Here is an 18,478-nt window from a genome sequence, read left to right as displayed (position 1 = left end):
CGTAGCGGCTCGATACGACTTCCCCCCTCCCGGCCTCCCCCCTCCAGGGGGAGGTGCACAGTCGCTGCACTAAACAGAAAAGAGGTAATTTATGCAATCTTTTGCATTCATTTTCCCGGGGCAGGGATCGCAGCACGCCGGGATGGGCAAGGAGCTGGCGGAGAACTTCAAGAGCGCCAGGATCAGTTTCGAGGAGGCGGACGACGCGCTTGGTTTCTCCCTGTCGCGCCTTTGCTTCGAAGGGCCCGAGGATGATCTGAAGCTTACCGCCAACACGCAGCCGGCGATCCTCGCGGCGAGCGTAGCGGCCTTGAGGGTCCTCCGGGAGGAGACGCCGCTCACCCCGTCGTTTCTGGCTGGCCACTCGCTGGGCGAGTACTCCGCGCTGGTAGCCTCGGGCGCGCTCGACTTCGCCGACGCGCTGAGGACGGTTAGGGCGCGCGGCAGCTTCATGCAGGACGCGGTCCCGGTCGGCGTGGGCGCCATGGCTGCCATCCTGGGGGCCGAGGCCGAGCAGCTGGCCGAGATCTGCGCCGAGGCGGCGCAGGGCGAGGTGGTCTCTCCCGCGAACTTCAACTCGCCGGGGCAGATCGTCGTCGCCGGCCACACGGCGGCGGTCAACCGCGCCATCGAAATCGCCAAGGCCAAAGGTTTCAGGAAGGCGATGCTCCTTCCGGTCAGCGCCCCTTTCCATTGTGCCCTGATGCAGAAGGCGGCCGAGCGTCTGGCCGAGACGCTTCAGTCGGTGCAGGTGAACCCGCTCGCGACCCCGGTGGTGACCAACGTGGAGGCGAAGCCCAACTCCGACCCCGCACGCGTGAAGCCGCTTCTAGTGGAGCAGGTCTGCGCCCCGGTCCTCTGGGACCAGATCGTGCAGCAGATCGTCGCCGCCGGCGTCACCAACTTCGTCGAGATCGGCCCGGGCAAGGTGCTCGCCGGCCTGGTGAAGAGGATCAACAAGGAAACCGCCAGCTTCAACGTGCAGGACGTGGCCGGCGTTAAGGCTTTGACAGGAGGGGCTATATGAGCTTGAACGGACAGGTAGCGATAGTTACCGGCGCCTCCCGCGGCATCGGCCGCGCCATTGCGCTGAAGCTCGCGCTACAGGGGGCCGCCGTGGTGGTCACCGCCACCACCAAGGAAGGTGCTGCGCGCACAGCCGACGAGATCGCAGCTGCCGGCGGCCGTGCACTCGCGGTAAAGGTCGACGTCTCCGTCGTCTCCGAGGTCGAGGCGCTCTTCAAGGAGGCGGTAGCCGCCTTCGGCAAGGTCGACATCCTGGTGAACAACGCCGGGATCACCAAGGACGGCCTCCTTCTCAGGATGAAGGAAGAGGACTGGGACGCGGTGCTCGACGTGAACCTGAAGGGGAGCTTCAACTGTACCCGCGAGGCCGCGAAGATCATGTCCAAGGCGCGCTACGGCAGGATCGTCAACGTCTCCTCGGTCGTGGGCGAGATGGGGAACCCGGGGCAGGCCAACTACTGCGCCTCCAAGGCCGGGATGATCGGCCTCACCAAGTCGGTAGCCAGGGAACTGGCCCGCAGGAACGTAACGGTGAACGCGGTGACGCCGGGCTTCATAGAGACCGACATGACCAGCGAGCTCTCCGAGAAGACCCGCGAGTCGCTCCAGGAGCAGATCCCCATGGGGCGGCTGGGCTCCGCCGACGACATCTCCGGGGCCGTTTTGTTCCTCGTTTCGGACGCGGCAGCCTACATTACCGGGCACGTCCTGTCAGTCAACGGCGGCATGTACATGTGAGCCGGCTAACGGCATTCTTTTTACTTTCAGCGCCAAAAATACCTTTTGCAAATTTAACTTTTCATGCTATGAAATAGCAGGCTTCACCAGAACAAAATCAAAATCGTCTGAACGTTTCAATCAAATGGAGGTGGTATAGATGGCTTCGATCGAAAAACGCATTAAAGAAATAGTTGCCGAACAGCTTGGTGTAGACGAGGCACAGGTGACTAATGAGTCTTCCTTCATGGATGACCTCGGCGCTGACTCGCTGGATACCGTGGAACTGGTAATGGCCCTCGAAGAAGAGTTCGAAATCGAAATCTCTGACGAAGACGCCGAAAAAATCCAGTCCGTCCAGGACGCAATCGACTACATCACCGATCATACCTAGTAGACAGGGGGGAGTTTTACTTCCCCTTTTTCATGCCGTCTGTTTCGGCGGCCATGTTCGAGACAGTTTCCAAGGAGAGTTGAGAGTATGAGAAGAGTTGTTGTTACGGGAGTCGGTGTGGTTTCCCCGCTTGGGACCGGAAACGGCAAGAACTGGGATGCACTGGTGGCTGGCAAGTCCGGCATCGCCCCGATCACCCGTTTTGATGCCTCTGACCTGCCGGTGAAGATCGCGGGTGAGGTTAAGGACTTCGTCCCCGAGGATTTCATCGATAAAAAAGAGATCAAGAAGATGGATCTCTTCATCCAGTACGCGCTTGCCGCAGCCCATTTCGCCATGGAAGACTCCGGCCTCGTCATCGACGAAGAGAACGCCGAGCGCGTCGGCGTCCTGGTCGGCGCCGGCCTGGGCGGCCTCCCCGCCATCGAGCGCTACCACACGGCGCTGCAGGAGGGGGGGTACAAGAAGATCTCCCCGTTCTTCATCCCGATGCTGATCATCAACCTGGCTCCGGGGCACATCTCCATCAAGTACGGCGCTAAGGGACCCAACGTCTCTTCCGTCTCGGCCTGCGCTACGGGCACCCACTCCATCGGCGACGCCTACCACATGATTCAGCGCGGCGATGCAGACGCCATGATCGCCGGCGGCACCGAATCGACCGTGACCCCCCTGGGGATCGGCGGTTTCTCCGTCATGAAGGCGCTCTCCACCAACAACGACAACCCGGCAGGCGCCTCCAGACCCTTCGACAAGGGTAGGGACGGCTTCATCCTCTCCGAAGGGGCCGGCATTGTGGTGCTGGAGGAGTACGAGGCGGCCAAGGCACGCGGCGCCAAGATCTACGGCGAGGTGGTCGGCTACGGCCTTTCCGGCGACGCCTATCACCTGACCTCTCCCGCCCCCGGCGGCGAGGGTGCGGCGCGCTGCATGAAGATGGCGCTCAGGACCGCAGGCATCAACCCGGAGCAGGTCGACTACATCAACGCCCACGGCACTTCTACCCCGTACGGCGACGTCGGCGAGACCACGGCCATAAAGACCGTCTTCGGCGACCACGCCTTCAAGCTAATGGTATCTTCCACGAAGTCGATGACCGGCCACCTTCTCGGTGCCGCCGGCGGCATAGAGGCCTGCTTCTCGCTCATGGCGATGCAGAACTCCGTGGTGCCCCCGACCATCAACTACACGGATCCCGACCCCGAGTGCGACCTGGACTACGTCCCGAATACCGCGCGCGACGCCAAGGTGGAGTACGCCATGAGCAACTCCTTCGGCTTCGGCGGGACCAATGCGTCGCTGCTCTTTAAGAAGGTGTAGGCATGATAGTCCTCGGCAGCGATCACGGCGGCCTCGAGCTGAAGAACGAGATCAAGAACCTCCTAGACCAGAGGGGGATTCCCTGCGAAGACCTCGGCACCCATAACGGCGACTCCGTCGACTACCCCGATTTCGGGGTGGCCGTGTCGCGCCGCGTCTCGGAAGGGAGCGCGGAGAAGGGTATCCTGGTCTGCAGCACCGGAATCGGCATGTCCATCGTGGCCAACAAGTTCCCTGGAGTACGCGCGGCACTTGCCACGGACGTCTTCATGGCGACCATGGCCAAGGAGCACAACAACGCGAACATACTGGTGCTCGGCGGGCGCGTGCTGAAAACAGAACTCGCCCGCGAGATGGTGGCCGCCTGGCTGGACACCGCGTTCGCCGCGGGAAGGCACCAGGGGCGCCTGGACAAGATCGCCGCAGTCGAACGCCAACTGGGAACCAAGCTTTCCTGATTTATCGCCAACCAGCAGCATCCGTTACCAGCAACAACGGGACTCTCCGGAGTCCCGTTTTCTCATTTCAACACGCTTTTTAGGAGAAACAAAATGTCAGTACTGGAAACATTCGATCCGGCAGTCGCGGAGGTCATCAGGCAAGAGACCGAGCGTCAGGAGTACAACCTCGAACTGATCGCCTCGGAGAACTTCGTCTCCCCGGCGGTGCTCGAGGCGCAGGGCTCGGTCCTCACCAACAAGTACGCCGAAGGGTATCCCGGCAAGCGTTACTACGGCGGTTGCCATTGCGTCGACGTGGTGGAGAACCTCGCCATCGACCGCGCCAAGGAACTCTTCGGCGCCGATCACGTCAACGTGCAGCCGCACTCCGGTTCCCAGGCCAACATGGCTGTCTACTTCTCCGTGCTGAAGCCCGGCGACACCGTGCTCGGGATGAACCTGGCCCACGGCGGCCACCTGACCCACGGCAGCCCGGTCAACTTCTCCGGCAAGCTCTTCAACATCGTCCCCTACGGCGTGTCCAAAGAGACCCAGACCATCGACTACGAGGAGACCGAGCGCCTCGCCCTCGAGCACAAGCCGAAGATGATCGTCGTCGGCGCCTCCGCCTACCCGCGCATCATCGACTTCGAGGCCTTCCGCCGCATCGCCGACAAGGTGGGAGCCGTGGTCATGGTGGACATGGCGCACATCGCCGGCCTCGTCGCGGCAGGGCTGCACCCGAGCCCGGTTCCCTACGCCGAGTTCGTCACCACCACCACCCACAAGACCCTGCGCGGACCGCGCGGCGGCATGATCATGTGCCGCGAGGACTGGGCCAAGACCCTCAACTCCAACATCTTCCCGGGCATCCAGGGCGGCCCGCTCATGCACGTGATCGCAGCCAAGGCAGTCGCCTTCAAGGAGGCGCTGACCCCGGAGTTCAAGCAGTACCAGGGGCAGATCGTGAAGAACGCCAAGGCGCTAGCCGAAGGGCTCACCAAGCGCGGCTTCAAGCTCACCTCCGGCGGGACCGACAACCACCTGATGCTGGTGGACCTCTCCCAGACCGAGCTGACCGGCAAGGTAGCCGAAGAGGCGCTCGACCGCGCCGGGATCACCGTCAACAAGAACGGCATCCCCTTCGACACCCGCTCGCCGTTCATCACCTCCGGCATCCGCATCGGCACCCCGGCTGCGACCAGCCACGGGCTGAAAGAGGCCGAGATGGAGCAGGTGGCAGGGTTCATCGCCGAGGTCCTGGGCAACGTCAGCGACGAGGCCAAGCTCGCCGCAGTAAAGACCCAGGTCAACGCGCTGATGAAGCGTTTCCCCATGTACGCCAACCGCCTCGTCTAGAGACCGGCAACCAGAGTAGCAAAGGGAAGGGGGGCGAGCTTGTCGCCCCCCTTTTTCTATCTGCGCTACGGGCGGCTTACCCTGTAGAGGCAGGTGCCCTCGTCTTATTGTCATAGACTAAAGGCAGGCTGCGTCTTCATACTCTGTCATAAGGAGATAAAACCTGATTCTTCCTCCTCGTCTGACATATCCCTATCCCACAACCTTCTTGATACACAGAACTCCCAACCCCCTGTCTTTGTGCCGGTATCTTCCTGACAGTAATAGACATGAAAAATAATTTATGTCTTGCTGTTGCAATGAAAATTAATGGATGGTAATGTTGCTATGAGATCGCTTGAGGAGGTGGGCTATGCGTGCTCTTGTCATGTTCCTATTTATTGCCATTACTGTCCCCTGCCATGCCGAAGATCCATTGGAGTCCTTGAACACAGTAGAGGACACTATGAGAACCATGCAACGGACCCTGAGAGTGCGGGAGGAAAACCGCAGCGTGGAAGCAGCATTGGCTGAGGCCGCGATGCAGAGGCTTCCCGAGGACGACCATCTCTATTTCGTGGCAGACGAGGAGATCGGTTCCAACGGCTGGCTGGGGGTCCGCCCCTGCACGGAGGAGCTTGCCGCGACCGGGGAATCGGAAGCATCCCAAAGCTGTGTCAGGCAGCCAGACGGCACGGTCGTCATGGGATCCCACTACTGGAAAAGCCGCGCTGCATCCGCCGTCGATCTTCGTCCCGGCGCTTTGGTCGTGATCAGGGACGAAAGCGGGGACGGGTGGATTCTCGCCAGGATCACCGACCTGGCAGCGCTCCCCAAGGGGGAGGTCGGCGTCTCGGCACCCTTTACCGCGGCGCTCAAGGGGCTGCGCGTGGTGGAATAGCACTTTTTTCTGGAAACGGCGGGGGGTACTCCGGTATGGTGGGCGGGTCCGCAGCACCGGGACCATCACGGGATGGAGAGAACCTGCCATGTACTTCTTCAACTACGACGAGCCGCTCTTTCGCCCCCCCTCAGAGGCGGGGAGCCTGATCTTCCAGATCACCATCGGCTGCTCCCAGAACAGCTGCAAGTTCTGCGGGATGTACAAGATGAAGCGCTTCCGCATCCGCAGCCTCGACGAGGTGCGCACCGAGATCGGCTCCATCCCCCCGCGCTACCGCGCCCAAGTGAAGCGGGTATTTCTTGCCGACGGGGACGCGCTCATCTACCCGCAAAAGGGGTTGGAGTCGATCCTCGATTTGCTGGCAGAGACCTTTCCCGCGCTGACCCGGATTGGCGCCTATGCCTCACCGAACAGCCTCGGCACCAAAAGCGTCGAGGAGCTGGCCGCACTGCGCGGCAAGAAGTTGCGCATCCTCTACTTCGGGCTGGAAAGCGGGGACGCCGAGACGCTCAAGCTAGTGGACAAGGGGTTTGAGCCGGGGGAGATGCTGGAGCTGTGCCGCAAGGCGAAGAGCGCTGGGATCAAGCTGTCGGTGACGGCCATCCTGGGGCTTGCCGGCAGAAAACGTAGCGCCGAGCATGCCGCCGCCACGGCAAAGTGGGTGAGCGCGCTTTCCCCGGAGTACTTCTCGCTGCTCACCATGTTCCAGCGCCACAACGACGACTTCCTGAAGCTGATCGAGCCTTTGAGCCACGGAGAGATCCTGCTGGAAACATGCGCCCTTCTGGAAGGGCTGCACCCCCAGGGGACCATCCTGCGCTCGAACCACGTCTCCAACTTTTTAAACCTCGCCGGCAGCTACCCCAAGGACCGGGAGCGCCTGATCGAGACCGTGGATGCGGCCTTGCAACACGCAAAAAGGGACCCCCGCTGGTGCGCGGAGATCCCTTCTTATCAGGAAGAATACTATTAGGCGACGGAGGTTCCCGTCAGCGGGGAACGCCGCAGAGTTGCAGTTCCTTTTCGAGCTTCTCGCGGGAGATGCCGAGCACGCGGCAGGCTTTTTCCCGGTCGCTCTGGTAGCGCTCCATCACCATGAGCAGGAGGGCCTTTTTCAACGACGTCGACAGCTTGTCCATCACCCCTTGCCCTTGGGCGGCCGCCAGCGTAGAGATCAGCGGCTCCAGGTTTCTCTCGAACAGCGCCGCGCTTTCATCCACCCGCTGCTCGGCTGCCGGTTCCATGCGCTTGAGCCGCACCACGTTGCGCACGCAGTCGTCCATGTTGTCCTGGACGAAGCGCAGGGTGTCCCAGTGGCTGTCGACGGTCATTAACCGCAGATCGTCTTTCGTGCCGGCCGGAGCGTTCTTGTTCCTGAGCCGTACTTCCATGATGCAGTAGCCGTATGCTCCAGACCTGTCGTCAGTGCTGCGATCTCGGTATCCCATCGTGTCACCCCCGTATATGCCGTTTGTTTCTTCTTTTCAACCGCCATACCAAAACCGCAACAGTCGGTTGTTTTCCTGTAACCTGCTGTAATAGCGTCAGAATGTCGGCGGTGTCGACCGGGATTTTGATGCAGCTTTTGCAAGTGCCGCTGTGCTAAAGATGCACATGCGCGGTTCAGTCGGTGATCAATAGCTGTCAATTCAATGCTTTAGCTCAGTGGCGAACTGTGAACAGGGGCTGTCCAGCCGCAGGTTAGTTTGTGGGAAGGATCAACTGTAGATAAACCCCGGTGGTTGATCCTGCGCCGCAGACCCGCCTGCGGCCGCAATAAGGAAAAGAGGAGGCGCCCTCTGGAGAGACCCCTGCTGGTACCGCTTGCCTCCCTGGTCGCCGGCTTGGTCAGCGCCGATCTTCTCGATGCCCTCCCCCCGTTCTGGACCCTGATAGCGCTCCTCGCCATTACCTTTCCCGCCTGTTTCGTCCGAAGCCTCTTCCCCTTTAGGCTCTCGCTTTCCCTGCTGTTCTTCGTCTGGGGCGCCCTTTCTCTCTCTTTGTTTCTGCGCCCTGCCGACCGCCTTGCCGCGGTGGCCGGCGCTGGGCCGGTGCTGGTCGAGGGGGTCGTGGACCAGCGCCCGGAGGGTACGGTGACTGGAGGCGCGAAGCTGTATCTGCAGGTGGAGCGGCTTCGGACCGGAACCGTCGAGACTGAAGCACGGGGGCGTCTGCTCGTTTACGTCAGGGAGGGGAGGGTGCCCTTTTGCAGCGGCGACCGGATCCTCTTCCGCTCCAGGATTCGCAAGCCGCTCAACCTGGGGTTGCCGGGAGAGGTGGAGCAGGCGCGCCGCCTTGCCTATCAAGGCGTTTTCGCCACCGGCTTCGTACTAAAGGCAGAGGAGATTGTGCTGCTGCGTTCGGGGACGGGACTGGCTCACCGGATGGACCGGCTGGCAGCTTCGCTCGGGCGCTTCGTCATGAGGGAGGTTCCCGGCAGCGATGGGGGCGTGCTGAAGGCGCTGCTTCTCGGGGACAAGGGGGATGTGCCGGAGCAGTTGCAGGATGCCTACGCCAGAAGCGGGGTGAACCACATCCTCTCCATATCCGGCTTTCATATAGGGATCATCTTCCTGGCGTTGTTTCAGCTGCTGTTCTTCGCGGCGCGCCGCTGCGAGCCCTTGGCCCTGCGCCTGAACCTGAGGCAGGTGCTTCCGCTTTTGGTGCTGCCGGTGCTGGTCTTTTACCTGTTCCTGTCCGGGGCGGCACCGGCTACGCTGAGAAGCGTGCTGATGATCTGCGCGATGGTGGCGGCGCTATATCTAAGGCGCGAGATGGATCCGGTCAATACCGTCATGCTGGCCGCCTGCGCCATCTTGTTCCTCGCCCCTCAGGACTTGTTCGACGTGTCGTTCCAACTATCCTTCCTGGCCATCTGGGGACTGGTCGTCCTCGCTCCCCCTCTGGCGGCGCCCGTCACCAAACTCCCTGCGCTGCTGCGCTGGCTGTGGCTTTTGGCGGCAGCCTCGCTGGCTGCGGTCTTGGCGACCCTGGTCCCGGTGGCGTATTACTTTCAGCGGGTGAGCCTGGTCGGGCTGGTCGCGAACCTGCTGGTGGTGCCGCTCATGGGGTACGGCTCGGTCGTCGCCGGCTTCGCCTCGCTTTCCTTGAGCCGTCTCGCCGAACCGGCCGCGCAGGCGCTGCTGCAGCTCGCAGCCCTGCTGGTCCGTATGTCGGACTGGGTGATCGAATACCTCTCCCGGGCCCCGGTTTTGACCGGATACGCACCGGGGAAGCTGGACCTGCTGCTCGCCTGCCTGGCACTTTGCGCGGTCACCTTCCCGGACTCGAAGGTCAAGCGGCTCGCGGCGCTCTCCCCCCTGCTCCTGGCGCTGGTTTGGCGTGCCATCCCGGCAGGCGGCGCCGGCGATGGGCTGTTGCACCTGTACTTTCTGAGCGTGGGGCAGGGGGACGCGACGCTGGCCCATTTGCCGGACGGGAAGTGGATGCTGGTGGACGGCGGGGGGAATGCCAATGATGCGTCGGCCAAGGTCGGGCCGCGCCTGCTGCTGCCGGCGCTGAACGCCTTGGGGGTGCGGCGCATCGACTACCTGGTGCTCACCCACGAGCACCCTGACCACCTGCAGGGGGTCTCCTATCTTGCCGCCAGGTTCGAGGTGGGGGAGTTCTGGGAAAGCGGCGTTCCGTCTGCCTCCTACGAGTACGGACAGCTCAAGTGGATCCTGGCCGCGCGCGGGGTCCCGGTGCGCAGGGTTAACGGCGCGCTGGGGGAGTTCAGCGCCGGCGGCGCGACCGTGCAGCCGTTATGGCCGTCGTCGACGGACCCGCCTGCTTCCGGAGACGCCAACGACTCCTCGCTGGTGTTCAGGTTGAGCCACGGGGCGGCGTCGGTGTTTCTTGCCGCAGACCTGGGGGAAAAAGGGGAACGGGAACTCCTGGCGCGGGGGACGCTCTCGCGCTCTTCCCTCTTAAAGGTGGCGCATCATGGCAGCAGGTACTCGACCTGCGACCCATTTCTAGCCGCGCTGGCTCCGAAAGACGCTGTGATTTCAGCTGGATATGGGAATGTCTTCCGCCTTCCCGCTCCCGCTACCATCGCCCGGCTGCAAAGGCGCGGTGTCCGAGTCTACCGCACCGACCATGAAGGCACAGTAGAGGCGGTACTGGCACAAGAAGGTACCGTTATTGTATCAATGCCTTGGGGGCATTTTAATTGACACTTCTAACATCAATCTGATAGTTTAGGCGAGAATTGTCCAGAATATACCCGGCATTCCTGGAGATCCGTTGTATGGAAAGGATTCTTTTAGTCGAAGACGACAGCTTCTTCAGAGAGATCTTCACAGACCTTCTCAAAGAAGATGGCTACAGCGTCGAGGTGGCCGTCTCCGGTGAAGAGGCATTGGAGATGATCGGAAAGGGCGGGTATCACCTGGTTGTCACCGACCTGGTGATGCGCGACGTCAGCGGACTGGACATCCTATCGACGGTAAAGAGGCTGGACCCTGCCACGGCGGTCATCATGGTGACCGGGCACGCCAATGTGGAAACCGCCATATACGCGCTGAAAAACGGGGCAACCGACTACCTCATCAAGCCCATCAACCACGACGAATTCCGGCATATCGTCGCGCACTGCCTGGAGCAGCGCAGGCTCCTGGACGAGAACCTTGAGCTGAAGGGGCTGGTCAACCTGTTCCAGGTAAGCCAGAACATAGCCAACTGCCTGGAACTGGAGCGCATCTATCCTCTTTTGATGGAGGCGCTGTCCAAGGAGATCGGCGCCAACCGGGGGTTGGGCTACTTCAGCGAGGGTGGGCAGCTGGTGCTGCACGAAATGAAGGGGATCGACGAGCAGAGCGCTCCCCTGCTGGGTCAGGCGGTGATCGCCGAGTGCGACCTGCATGACGACGGCGTCAGCAACCTGGTCATGCTCAGGGATTTTCTTCCGGAAGGGGCGGGATTCGGCGAGATAAGGGAGGCGATCTGCCTCTACATCCGCCAGAAAAGCACGCTGGAAGGGGTCATCATCCTGGTCAACGACCCCGACTCCACGCTCCCCAGGGAGGTGAACCGCAAGCACGTCACCTTCCTCCTCGATCAAGCCTCGCTGGCTCTCGACAACGCCGCACGTTACAACTTCGCCAAGGACCTGCTCTACATCGACGAGTTGACCGGCCTTTACAACTACCGCTACCTCGACGTGGTGCTGGAGCGGGAGCTGAAGCGCTCGGAGCGCTACGGTTCCAACCTCTCCGTGCTCTTTCTGGACATCGACCTCTTCAAGTCGGTGAACGACACCTTCGGGCACCTGATCGGCAGCCGGGTGCTGCGGGAGATCGGCAGCCTGCTCAGAAAGAGCGTCCGCGACGTGGATGCCGTGATCCGCTACGGCGGCGACGAGTACACCATCGTGCTGGTCGAGACCGGCCTGGACGGCGCGGCGATAGTCGCCGAGCGTATCAGGAAGATGGTTGAGGCACATACATTCTCCAAGGCCGACGGGCTCTCCATCAAGCTCACCGTCAGCCTCGGCTACGCCTGCTCCCCGGACGACGCCTCCACGAAGACGGAACTCCTCGAGATGGCGGATCAGGCGATGTACCGCGGCAAGGCCGCCGGCAAGAACAAGGCCTTCCACGCCCAGCGGCTGACCACCCCTCCCTGATCAGAGCAAGCCGTTTCCCCCCAAACGAATCAGGTCTTGGAGCCTCCCGGCTCTTTTGTTTTTTATAATCTGCACAAGGAGAGTTACTGACGTGGCCATAACAGGTATCAAGGGTTTCAACGACATTCTCCCGGGCGAAGTCGAGAAGTGGCAGTACATCGAGGCGACTGCGCGGCGGGTTTTCGAACTTTACGGGCTCTCCGAGATCAGGATTCCCATCCTCGAGAAGACCGAGCTTTTCTGCCGCTCCATTGGCGACGCGACCGACATCGTGGAAAAGGAGATGTACTCCTTCGTGGACAAGGGCGAGAACAAGGTGACCATGCGCCCGGAGGGGACCGCGTCGGTGATGCGGGCTTACGTCGAGCACAAGATGCACGCGCTCGACCCGGTGGCGCGCCTTTACTACATGGGGCCGATGTTCCGTTACGAGCGTCCCCAAAAGGGGCGCTACCGCCAGTTCCACCAGATCGGCGCCGAGATCACCGGGGTGGCGGCCCCGAGCGTCGACGCCCAGGTGCTCACAATGCTGACCCACTTCTTCAACGAACTGGGATTGACCGAGCCTAGCCTGCAGATCAACTCGCTGGGGTGCCCCTGCTGCCGTCCGCTCTACCGCGACGCGCTCAAGAAGTTTCTCCTGGACCGGATCGACAGCCTGTGCGAGGACTGCAAGCGCCGCTACGAGTCGAACCCGCTGCGCGCCTTGGACTGCAAGTCCGCAGGCTGCCAGGAGGCGACCCAGGGCGCTCCCTCCATGCTCGACTACCTTTGCGGCGAGTGCAGCGCCCACTTCGACCAGACCAGGAAATACCTGGAGCTCGCCGACACCCCCTACGCCATCAACAAGAGGATGGTGCGCGGCCTCGACTACTACACCCGGACCACCTTCGAGATGGTGACCACCCTTTTGGGCGCGCAGAGCGCAGTGGCTGCGGGGGGGCGCTACGACGGCCTCATCGCCGAGATCGGCGGGCCGCAGATCCCGGGTATAGGCTTCGCCATGGGGGTCGAGCGGGTTGCGCTCCTTTTGGCCGAGAAGGAGTTCTCTCGCCGTCCCGACCTCTTCATCGCGGCCATGGGGGAGGAGGCGCACGCCGAGGCGTTCCGTCTCATGTCGGCACTGCAGCGCGGCGGCGCGGCCGTGGAGATCGACTATGAAGGGAAGAGCCTGAAGAGCCAGATGAGGCGTGCCGACAAGTTCAACTCGCGCTTCACGCTGATCATAGGCGGCGACGAGCTCTCCCGCGGCACCGCTCCCCTGAAGAACATGGACGGCGGCACCCAGTCCGAAGTGCCGCTCGATGCGGAGAGCATCAGAGCCGGGATGAACGGCAAATAGCTTAAAGGCGATCTACAGGGATGAAGGGGATGGAAGGGATAAAGACAAAAACTTGATTGAAGGTTTTGAATATCCCATTTATCCCCTTCATCCCTGTTAAACGTCTTTCAGCCTTTGAAGCAAAAAAACGCGGCAGGAGCGCCGCCCCGCCCGGTTCAGACCTTGGTGGAGCGGCATCCCTGCCGCGTTCTTTTTTAGCAGCTTTTTCTTATGTTACGGCAGATCGAAAAGCAGCACCTCGCTTTTTTGCCTTGCCGTCAGGCGCACCAGGTCCTCACCGCTTACCGCCGCGCCGTCTCCTGCTTCGAGCAGGTGGCCGTTGACGGTGACGCTGCCGCGTGCCGCTTGAACCCACGCGTGGCGCCCCCGCGCCAGGTGGTGCACCACTTCCTGACCGCCATCGATAACGGTCGCGTACATCTTCGCGTCCTGGTTGATGATGATTGAACCCTCGGCGCCGTCTGCCGAGGCGATGAGCCGCAAGGCTCCTCTTTTTTCCTGCTCCGGAAAGAGCTTCTGCTCGTAACTCGGCGCGATCCCCTCGCTTTGCGGCAGAATCCAGATCTGGAAGAAGTGAAGGCCCTCTTCTTTGGAATGGTTGAACTCGCTGTGGGTGATGCCGGTGCCGGCGCTCATCCTTTGCACTTCCCCCTGCCGTATCACGGAACCGTTTCCCATGCTGTCGCGATGCTCCAGTGCCCCTTCGAGAACGTAGGAGATGATCTCCATGTCCCGGTGCGGGTGGGTGGGGAATCCCTCTCCCGGCTGCACCCGGTCTTCGTTTATGACCCGGAGGTTGCTGAAACCCATGTGCCGCGGGTCGTAGTATCCGGCGAAGGAAAAGCTGTGATAGGTGTTGAGCCAGCCGTGATCGGCATGTCCTCTGTCTTCAGATTTTCTGATCGTGATCATGATGTCTCCTTTCCGACCCTACTCGCGGGCCGGCATTTTCTTCGGAGCTAAACCCAGAACGGCGAAGAGAGCAAAGGGGACGATGAAGAACCCGAAAAAGATCCCCCACAGTAAGCCCGCGCTGGTCAGAACGGACCATTCGATCCAAGCCGCGTATGCCAGGGCTGCCAGCAGCAGTATGCAATGTACTGATTTCAACATTTGTTCAACCTCGCGTTTTCTGCACCGGCAACCCTGGCGCTTCGACGTTCTATCTACCCCTTCTGACAGCTGCCGTCGCAGTAGGGCGCGTTGGCGGTTTTTCCGCAGTTGCACAGGTACACCTGCTGCTTTTCCTTGACCTCGAACGCCAGCGGCGCTTTGTCGCTCCCTGCGTGGGCGCCGTCGCAAAATGGTGTAGCCGACTTGCCGCAGGTACAGCGGTAGTAGGTGCCGGGCTCGAGATCGACAACAATGGGTCCCTGGGTGGTGGTGCTCTGGTTCATGTGTTTGCTCCTCCTGTTCTTGGATTTTCGGTTTAAAATTAACCGGTTTAATGTCAAACTATATTCAGGGAATAAATCCCGAGCTGTTCGGGAAAGGCGGGCTCGGGTTAGCACTGGATCTAGTTTGATTTCTTATAGCTCGATATTAAACTTGTTTGCCGTCCCAAGTCAAGAAATTTCTGAGCCACCCTTCTTTGCCCTGTGATGCCCCCCAAGCCCGACGGCGATCTGCCGGGAAAATTAGGAGAGCCGCCACCTGTGTCTCATTGACATAGCGGCTCCATTCGTGGCATATTTAGCGGCAATTTTTACGCCGTTACAGATACAGGAGCCGCCTAAGGCGATGGCTCCTTTTATTGTTTCGATTCAGTCAGTTCCCGCCGTTTCTTTGCCAGGACGTTCACCTTATGGATTCAACAAATTTCGTTCACCTCCATCTCCACTCCCAGTACTCGCTCCTCGACGGGGCGATCCGCATCGGTGACCTCCTGAAGAAGGTGAAGGAGTGCCACATGCCGGCCGTGGCCATGACCGACCACGGCAACATGTTCGGCACCCTTGAGTTCTATTTGAAGTGCAAGGACAAAGGGGTCAAGCCGATCCTGGGGAGCGAGGTGTACATAGCGCCTCAGGACAGGTTCTTGAAGCAGGCTCCCTCCAGCCCCGGCCAGGCCTCCAGCTACCACCTGATCCTTTTGTGCGAAAACATGACCGGCTTCAAGAACCTCTCCTATCTGGTATCCGCAGGATACAAGGAAGGGTTCTACCGCCGCCCCCGCATCGACAAGGAGCTCCTTCTGAAGCACAAGGAGGGGCTCATCGTCCTCTCCGCCTGCCTGCAGGGGGAGGTGGCGTACCTTGCCGGCAGGAACAAGATGGACGAGGCGCGCGCAGCGGCCTCCTGGTACGCCGAGAATTTCCCCGGTAGCTATTACATCGAGCTGCAGGAGAACAAGCTCCCGGAGCAGGACATCGCCAACCGCAGGCTCATGGAGATCGCGCGTGAGATGGACCTGCCGCTCGTCGCCACCAACGACTGCCATTACCTGAACCGCGAAGACGCGAGGGCCCACGAGATCCTCCTCTGCATCCAGACCGGCAAGACCATGAGCGACCCGACCCACATGGCGTTCTCCGTGGACGAGTTCTATGTGAAGACGCCGCAGGAGATGGCGCAGGCGTTTCATTACGCCCCGGAGGCGATTGAGAACACGGTCAAGATCGCCGAGCGCTGCAACCTCGAATTCGACTTCAAGACCTACTACTTCCCCGCCTACGAGGCCCCTGAAGGGGAGACGCTGGACCAGCAGCTGGAGCGCGAGGCGACCGTCGGCCTCGTCGAGCGGCTGAAAAAGATCCGCATCAAGTACAACTTGACCGAAGAGCAGGAACAGGCCTACCACGCCCGTCTGCGCATCGAGCTGGACTGCATCAAGCAGATGGGGTTCCCGGGCTACTTCCTGATCGTCGCCGACTTCATCAACTGGGCCAAAGACCACGGCATCCCCGTCGGCCCGGGCAGGGGTTCCGCGGCGGGCTCTCTCGTCGCCTTCTGCATCAGGATCACCGACATCGATCCCATGCCGTACAACCTCCTCTTCGAGCGCTTCCTGAACCCGGAACGTATCTCCATGCCTGATATCGACGTCGACTTCTGCCAGGATCGCCGCGAAGAGGTGATCCAGTACATGGTCGAGAAGTACGGCCGGGAGAAGGTCTGCCAGATCATCACCTTCGGTACCATGGCGGCGCGCGGCGTCATCCGCGACGTCGGGCGCGCGCTCGACCTTACCTTCGGCGAGGTGGACCGGATCGCGAAGCTGGTCCCCGAGGTGCTCGGCATCACGCTGGATAAGGCGCTGGAGCAGGAGCCGAAGCTGAAGGAGCTGATGGCGGCCGACCCGAAGGTGAAGGAGGTCATGACCGTCGCGCTCAGGCTGGAGGGGCTTGCCCGCCATGCCTCTACGCATGCGGCCGGCCTCGTGGTGGCACCCAGGCAGATGGAGGAATTCTGCCCGGTCTACAAGGACCAGAAGACCGGCTCCTTGACCACGCAGTACTCGATGAAGTACGTGGAGAAGATCGGCCTGGTGAAGTTCGACTTCCTCGGGCTCAAGAACCTGACCGTTATCGACAACGCCTGCAAGCACATCAGAAACGGCAAGGACCCCAACTTCGACATCACGCTTTTGCGCGACGACGACGAGGAATCCTACAAGCTCCTGCAGGCCGGCAACACGACAGGCGTGTTCCAGCTGGAGTCCAGCGGCATGAAGGAGCTCCTGGTCAAGTTGAAGCCCTCCTGCTTCGAGGACATCATCGCGGTCTGCGCCCTCTACCGTCCGGGCCCCTTGGGCAGCGGCATGGTGGACGACTTCATCGAAAGAAAGCACGGCCGCAAGCAGACCGTCTACGACCTGCCGCAGCTTGAGCCGGTCCTGAAAGACACCTACGGCGTCATCGTCTACCAGGAACAGGTCATGCAGATCTCCCGATCGCTCGCCGGCTACTCGCTTGGGGGCGCGGACCTCCTGCGCCGCGCCATGGGTAAGAAGGACGCCGAGCAGATGGCGAAGGAGCGCGACAAGTTCCTGGAGGGGTCCGAGAAGCTCGGCCTGGACGGGAAGAAGTGCGCCGCCATCTTCGACCTGATGGCGAAGTTCGCCGAGTACGGCTTCAACAAGTCGCACTCGGCCGCCTACGCCCTGGTCGCCTACCAGACCGCGTTCCTCAAGGCCCACTACCCGGTCGAGTTCATGGCTGCCCTCTTGACCGAGGACATGGGGAACACCGACAAGGTCATTAAGAGCATCGGCGACTGCCGCGAGATGGGGATCGAGGTGCTCCCCCCCGACATCAACGAGTCGGACCGTTCCTTCCGCGTGCTGGACAAGGCGATGCGCTTCGGTCTGGGCGCCGTGAAGAACGTGGGCGAAGGCGCCATCGAGGCGATCATCGAGGCGCGCGGCGACGAGCCTTTCAAGGACCTCTTCGATTTCTGCGAGCGCGTCGACCTGCGCCGGGTCAACAAAAGGGTGATAGAGGCGCTCATCAAGTGCGGCGCCTTCGACTGCACCGGGGCCAAACGCTCCCAGCTCATGGCGGGGCTGGAGGATGCCGCGTCCGCCGGGCAGAGGGTGCAGCAGGAGCGAGAGAGCGCTCAGGCGTCGCTTTTCGGCGCGGCCGAGATCGTGCGCGGCGCCAACGGCGGCGGCAACCGGCTTCCCGAGATACCCGAGTGGGACGAGAAGTACCGGCTGGGGTGCGAGAAGGAGGCGATCGGCTTCTTCATCACCGGGCATCCGCTGGACCGCTACGTCGCCGACATGAGGCGCTTCTCCAGCGTGGACTGCTCCACCATCCTGGACGCCAAGGAAAAGAGCGAGGTGAGGATATGCGGCGTGCCGGCCAGCGTCAAGGAGCTGATCACCAAGAAAGGGGACCGGATGGCCTTCCTCGCGCTGGAGGACCTGGTGGGCTCGGTCGAGGTGGTGGTCTTTCCGGAAACCTACGCCAAGTGCTCCGAGGTGCTCAGGGGGGACGATCCCATCCACGTCACCGGCACCGTTGAGCTGAGTGAGAAGGGGGCCAAGGTGATGGCGAGCGACATCGTCCTTCTGCGCGACCTGGTTGAGCGTGAAACGAGGAAGGTCAATTTCACCATAGACGCCAAAGAGGTCGACGAAGGAAAGCTCAAAACGCTCAAAGACATCATCTCCCGCTATCAGGGAATCTGTCGCAGCTTCCTGCACCTTGACATAGAGAACAGCTCCAGAGTCACCATCAAGCTTCCCGATGTATACAAAGTCTCGGCAAGTGAAGAATTAACAGTGGAAGTGAGCAACCTCTTCGGCTATAATGCCGTGTCTTTCGAGTGACCTCTATTCTATTCCCGGCATAGGTCCGTAAAAAATATGAGTTTTGTATGTAGGAGCGGCATTCCAGCCGTGATACTGCCACAGCAGTCGCGT

16 protein-coding genes are annotated in these 18,478 nt (G+C 61.3%); 12 read left to right on the top strand and 4 right to left on the bottom strand.

Annotated elements, in window-relative coordinates:
• Positions 1-91 precede the first annotated feature (91 nt).
• From fabD to GBEM_RS15490, 8 genes are all read left to right on the top strand, one after another.
• The gene (gene fabD / locus GBEM_RS15525; protein ID WP_012531542.1) at positions 92-1,027 is read left to right on the top strand and encodes an ACP S-malonyltransferase; all 936 of its coding nucleotides are present in this window, start codon (positions 92-94) and stop codon (positions 1,025-1,027) included.
• On the top strand, positions 1,024-1,764 hold the full coding sequence (gene fabG, locus GBEM_RS15520) for a 3-oxoacyl-[acyl-carrier-protein] reductase (RefSeq protein WP_012531541.1): 741 nt from the start codon (positions 1,024-1,026) through the stop codon (positions 1,762-1,764). Before fabD ends, fabG begins: the two co-directional genes overlap by 4 nt.
• Before the next feature lie 139 nt (positions 1,765-1,903).
• Positions 1,904-2,137: an acyl carrier protein gene (gene acpP / locus GBEM_RS15515; RefSeq protein ID WP_012531540.1), complete on the top strand. Its 234-nt coding sequence runs from the start codon at positions 1,904-1,906 to the stop codon at positions 2,135-2,137.
• A gap of 87 nt (positions 2,138-2,224) precedes the next feature.
• Positions 2,225-3,457 (top strand): beta-ketoacyl-ACP synthase II, encoded by a 1,233-nt coding sequence (fabF, locus tag GBEM_RS15510; RefSeq protein WP_012531539.1) that lies wholly within the window; start codon positions 2,225-2,227, stop codon positions 3,455-3,457.
• 2 nt (positions 3,458-3,459) lie between these two features.
• Positions 3,460-3,915 (top strand): ribose 5-phosphate isomerase B, encoded by a 456-nt coding sequence (gene rpiB / locus GBEM_RS15505; protein ID WP_012531538.1) that lies wholly within the window; start codon positions 3,460-3,462, stop codon positions 3,913-3,915.
• Between the two features lie 93 nt (positions 3,916-4,008).
• Positions 4,009-5,256 carry a serine hydroxymethyltransferase gene (glyA, locus tag GBEM_RS15500; RefSeq protein WP_012531537.1) on the top strand — a complete coding sequence of 416 codons (1,248 nt, stop codon included), beginning with the start codon at positions 4,009-4,011 and terminating at the stop codon, positions 5,254-5,256.
• A gap of 445 nt (positions 5,257-5,701) precedes the next feature.
• The gene (locus tag GBEM_RS15495) at positions 5,702-6,136 is read left to right on the top strand and encodes a hypothetical protein (RefSeq protein WP_226373873.1); all 435 of its coding nucleotides are present in this window, start codon (positions 5,702-5,704) and stop codon (positions 6,134-6,136) included.
• Positions 6,137-6,224: 88 nt separating this feature from the next.
• Positions 6,225-7,112 (top strand): radical SAM protein, encoded by an 888-nt coding sequence (locus GBEM_RS15490; protein WP_012531535.1) that lies wholly within the window; start codon positions 6,225-6,227, stop codon positions 7,110-7,112.
• 16 nt (positions 7,113-7,128) lie between these two features.
• Here GBEM_RS15490 and GBEM_RS15485 read toward each other — a convergent pair whose 3' ends face one another.
• On the bottom strand, positions 7,129-7,587 hold the full coding sequence (locus GBEM_RS15485) for a hypothetical protein (RefSeq protein WP_012531534.1): 459 nt from the start codon (positions 7,585-7,587) through the stop codon (positions 7,129-7,131).
• A 396-nt stretch (positions 7,588-7,983) separates the two neighbouring features.
• Here GBEM_RS15485 and GBEM_RS15480 point away from each other — a divergent pair, with 396 nt between their 5' ends.
• The 3 genes from GBEM_RS15480 to hisS all read left to right on the top strand — a co-directional run bounded on the left by GBEM_RS15480 (position 7,984) and on the right by hisS (position 13,110).
• A complete protein-coding gene (locus tag GBEM_RS15480; RefSeq protein ID WP_049762735.1) occupies positions 7,984-10,317 on the top strand; it encodes a DNA internalization-related competence protein ComEC/Rec2 in 2,334 nt (777 codons plus the stop codon).
• 74 nt (positions 10,318-10,391) lie between these two features.
• Complete coding sequence (locus GBEM_RS15475; RefSeq protein ID WP_012531532.1) at positions 10,392-11,768, top strand: GGDEF domain-containing response regulator; 1,377 nt, start codon at positions 10,392-10,394, stop codon at positions 11,766-11,768.
• A gap of 91 nt (positions 11,769-11,859) precedes the next feature.
• The gene (gene hisS, locus GBEM_RS15470) at positions 11,860-13,110 is read left to right on the top strand and encodes a histidine--tRNA ligase (protein ID WP_012531531.1); all 1,251 of its coding nucleotides are present in this window, start codon (positions 11,860-11,862) and stop codon (positions 13,108-13,110) included.
• Between the two features lie 213 nt (positions 13,111-13,323).
• On the opposite strand, the gene GBEM_RS15465 is transcribed toward hisS, so the two are convergent.
• Genes GBEM_RS15465 through GBEM_RS15455 form a run of 3 tightly spaced genes read right to left on the bottom strand, consistent with a single transcriptional unit; the run spans position 13,324 to position 14,507 of the window.
• The gene (locus tag GBEM_RS15465; protein WP_012531530.1) at positions 13,324-14,022 is read right to left on the bottom strand and encodes a pirin family protein; all 699 of its coding nucleotides are present in this window, start codon (positions 14,020-14,022) and stop codon (positions 13,324-13,326) included.
• 18 nt (positions 14,023-14,040) lie between these two features.
• Positions 14,041-14,223, bottom strand: coding sequence for a hypothetical protein (locus GBEM_RS15460; protein WP_012531529.1), 183 nt, complete (start codon positions 14,221-14,223; stop codon positions 14,041-14,043).
• A 53-nt stretch (positions 14,224-14,276) separates the two neighbouring features.
• Positions 14,277-14,507, bottom strand: coding sequence for a CDGSH iron-sulfur domain-containing protein (locus GBEM_RS15455; protein ID WP_012531528.1), 231 nt, complete (start codon positions 14,505-14,507; stop codon positions 14,277-14,279).
• Positions 14,508-14,914: 407 nt separating this feature from the next.
• Here GBEM_RS15455 and dnaE point away from each other — a divergent pair, with 407 nt between their 5' ends.
• Positions 14,915-18,385 carry a DNA polymerase III subunit alpha gene (dnaE, locus tag GBEM_RS15450; protein WP_012531527.1) on the top strand — a complete coding sequence of 1,157 codons (3,471 nt, stop codon included), beginning with the start codon at positions 14,915-14,917 and terminating at the stop codon, positions 18,383-18,385.
• Positions 18,386-18,478: the final 93 nt, after the last annotated feature.

Origin of the sequence: Citrifermentans bemidjiense Bem, assembly GCF_000020725.1 — a bacterium.
Taxonomy (GTDB): Bacteria; Desulfobacterota; Desulfuromonadia; order Geobacterales; family Geobacteraceae; genus Geomonas; species Geomonas bemidjiensis.
Note: the sequence above shows the minus strand (reverse complement) of the source record. Positions and strands in the feature narration are given on the sequence as shown.

What these genes read in the sequence shown, in the direction of transcription:
- fabD (WP_012531542.1), top strand. Translation starts at nt 92, where the DNA reads ATGCAATCTTTTGCATTCATTTTCCCGGGGCAGGGATCGCAGCACGCC.
- fabG (WP_012531541.1), top strand. Translation starts at nt 1,024, where the DNA reads ATGAGCTTGAACGGACAGGTAGCGATAGTTACCGGCGCCTCCCGCGGC.
- acpP (WP_012531540.1), top strand. Translation starts at nt 1,904, where the DNA reads ATGGCTTCGATCGAAAAACGCATTAAAGAAATAGTTGCCGAACAGCTT.
- fabF (WP_012531539.1), top strand. Translation starts at nt 2,225, where the DNA reads ATGAGAAGAGTTGTTGTTACGGGAGTCGGTGTGGTTTCCCCGCTTGGG.
- rpiB (WP_012531538.1), top strand. Translation starts at nt 3,460, where the DNA reads ATGATAGTCCTCGGCAGCGATCACGGCGGCCTCGAGCTGAAGAACGAG.
- glyA (WP_012531537.1), top strand. Translation starts at nt 4,009, where the DNA reads ATGTCAGTACTGGAAACATTCGATCCGGCAGTCGCGGAGGTCATCAGG.
- GBEM_RS15495 (WP_226373873.1), top strand. Translation starts at nt 5,702, where the DNA reads ATGAGAACCATGCAACGGACCCTGAGAGTGCGGGAGGAAAACCGCAGC.
- GBEM_RS15490 (WP_012531535.1), top strand. Translation starts at nt 6,225, where the DNA reads ATGTACTTCTTCAACTACGACGAGCCGCTCTTTCGCCCCCCCTCAGAG.
- GBEM_RS15485 (WP_012531534.1), bottom strand. Translation starts at nt 7,587, where the DNA reads ATGGGATACCGAGATCGCAGCACTGACGACAGGTCTGGAGCATACGGC.
- GBEM_RS15475 (WP_012531532.1), top strand. Translation starts at nt 10,392, where the DNA reads ATGGAAAGGATTCTTTTAGTCGAAGACGACAGCTTCTTCAGAGAGATC.
- GBEM_RS15465 (WP_012531530.1), bottom strand. Translation starts at nt 14,022, where the DNA reads ATGATCACGATCAGAAAATCTGAAGACAGAGGACATGCCGATCACGGC.
- GBEM_RS15460 (WP_012531529.1), bottom strand. Translation starts at nt 14,223, where the DNA reads ATGTTGAAATCAGTACATTGCATACTGCTGCTGGCAGCCCTGGCATAC.
- GBEM_RS15455 (WP_012531528.1), bottom strand. Translation starts at nt 14,507, where the DNA reads ATGAACCAGAGCACCACCACCCAGGGACCCATTGTTGTCGATCTCGAG.
- dnaE (WP_012531527.1), top strand. Translation starts at nt 14,915, where the DNA reads ATGGATTCAACAAATTTCGTTCACCTCCATCTCCACTCCCAGTACTCG.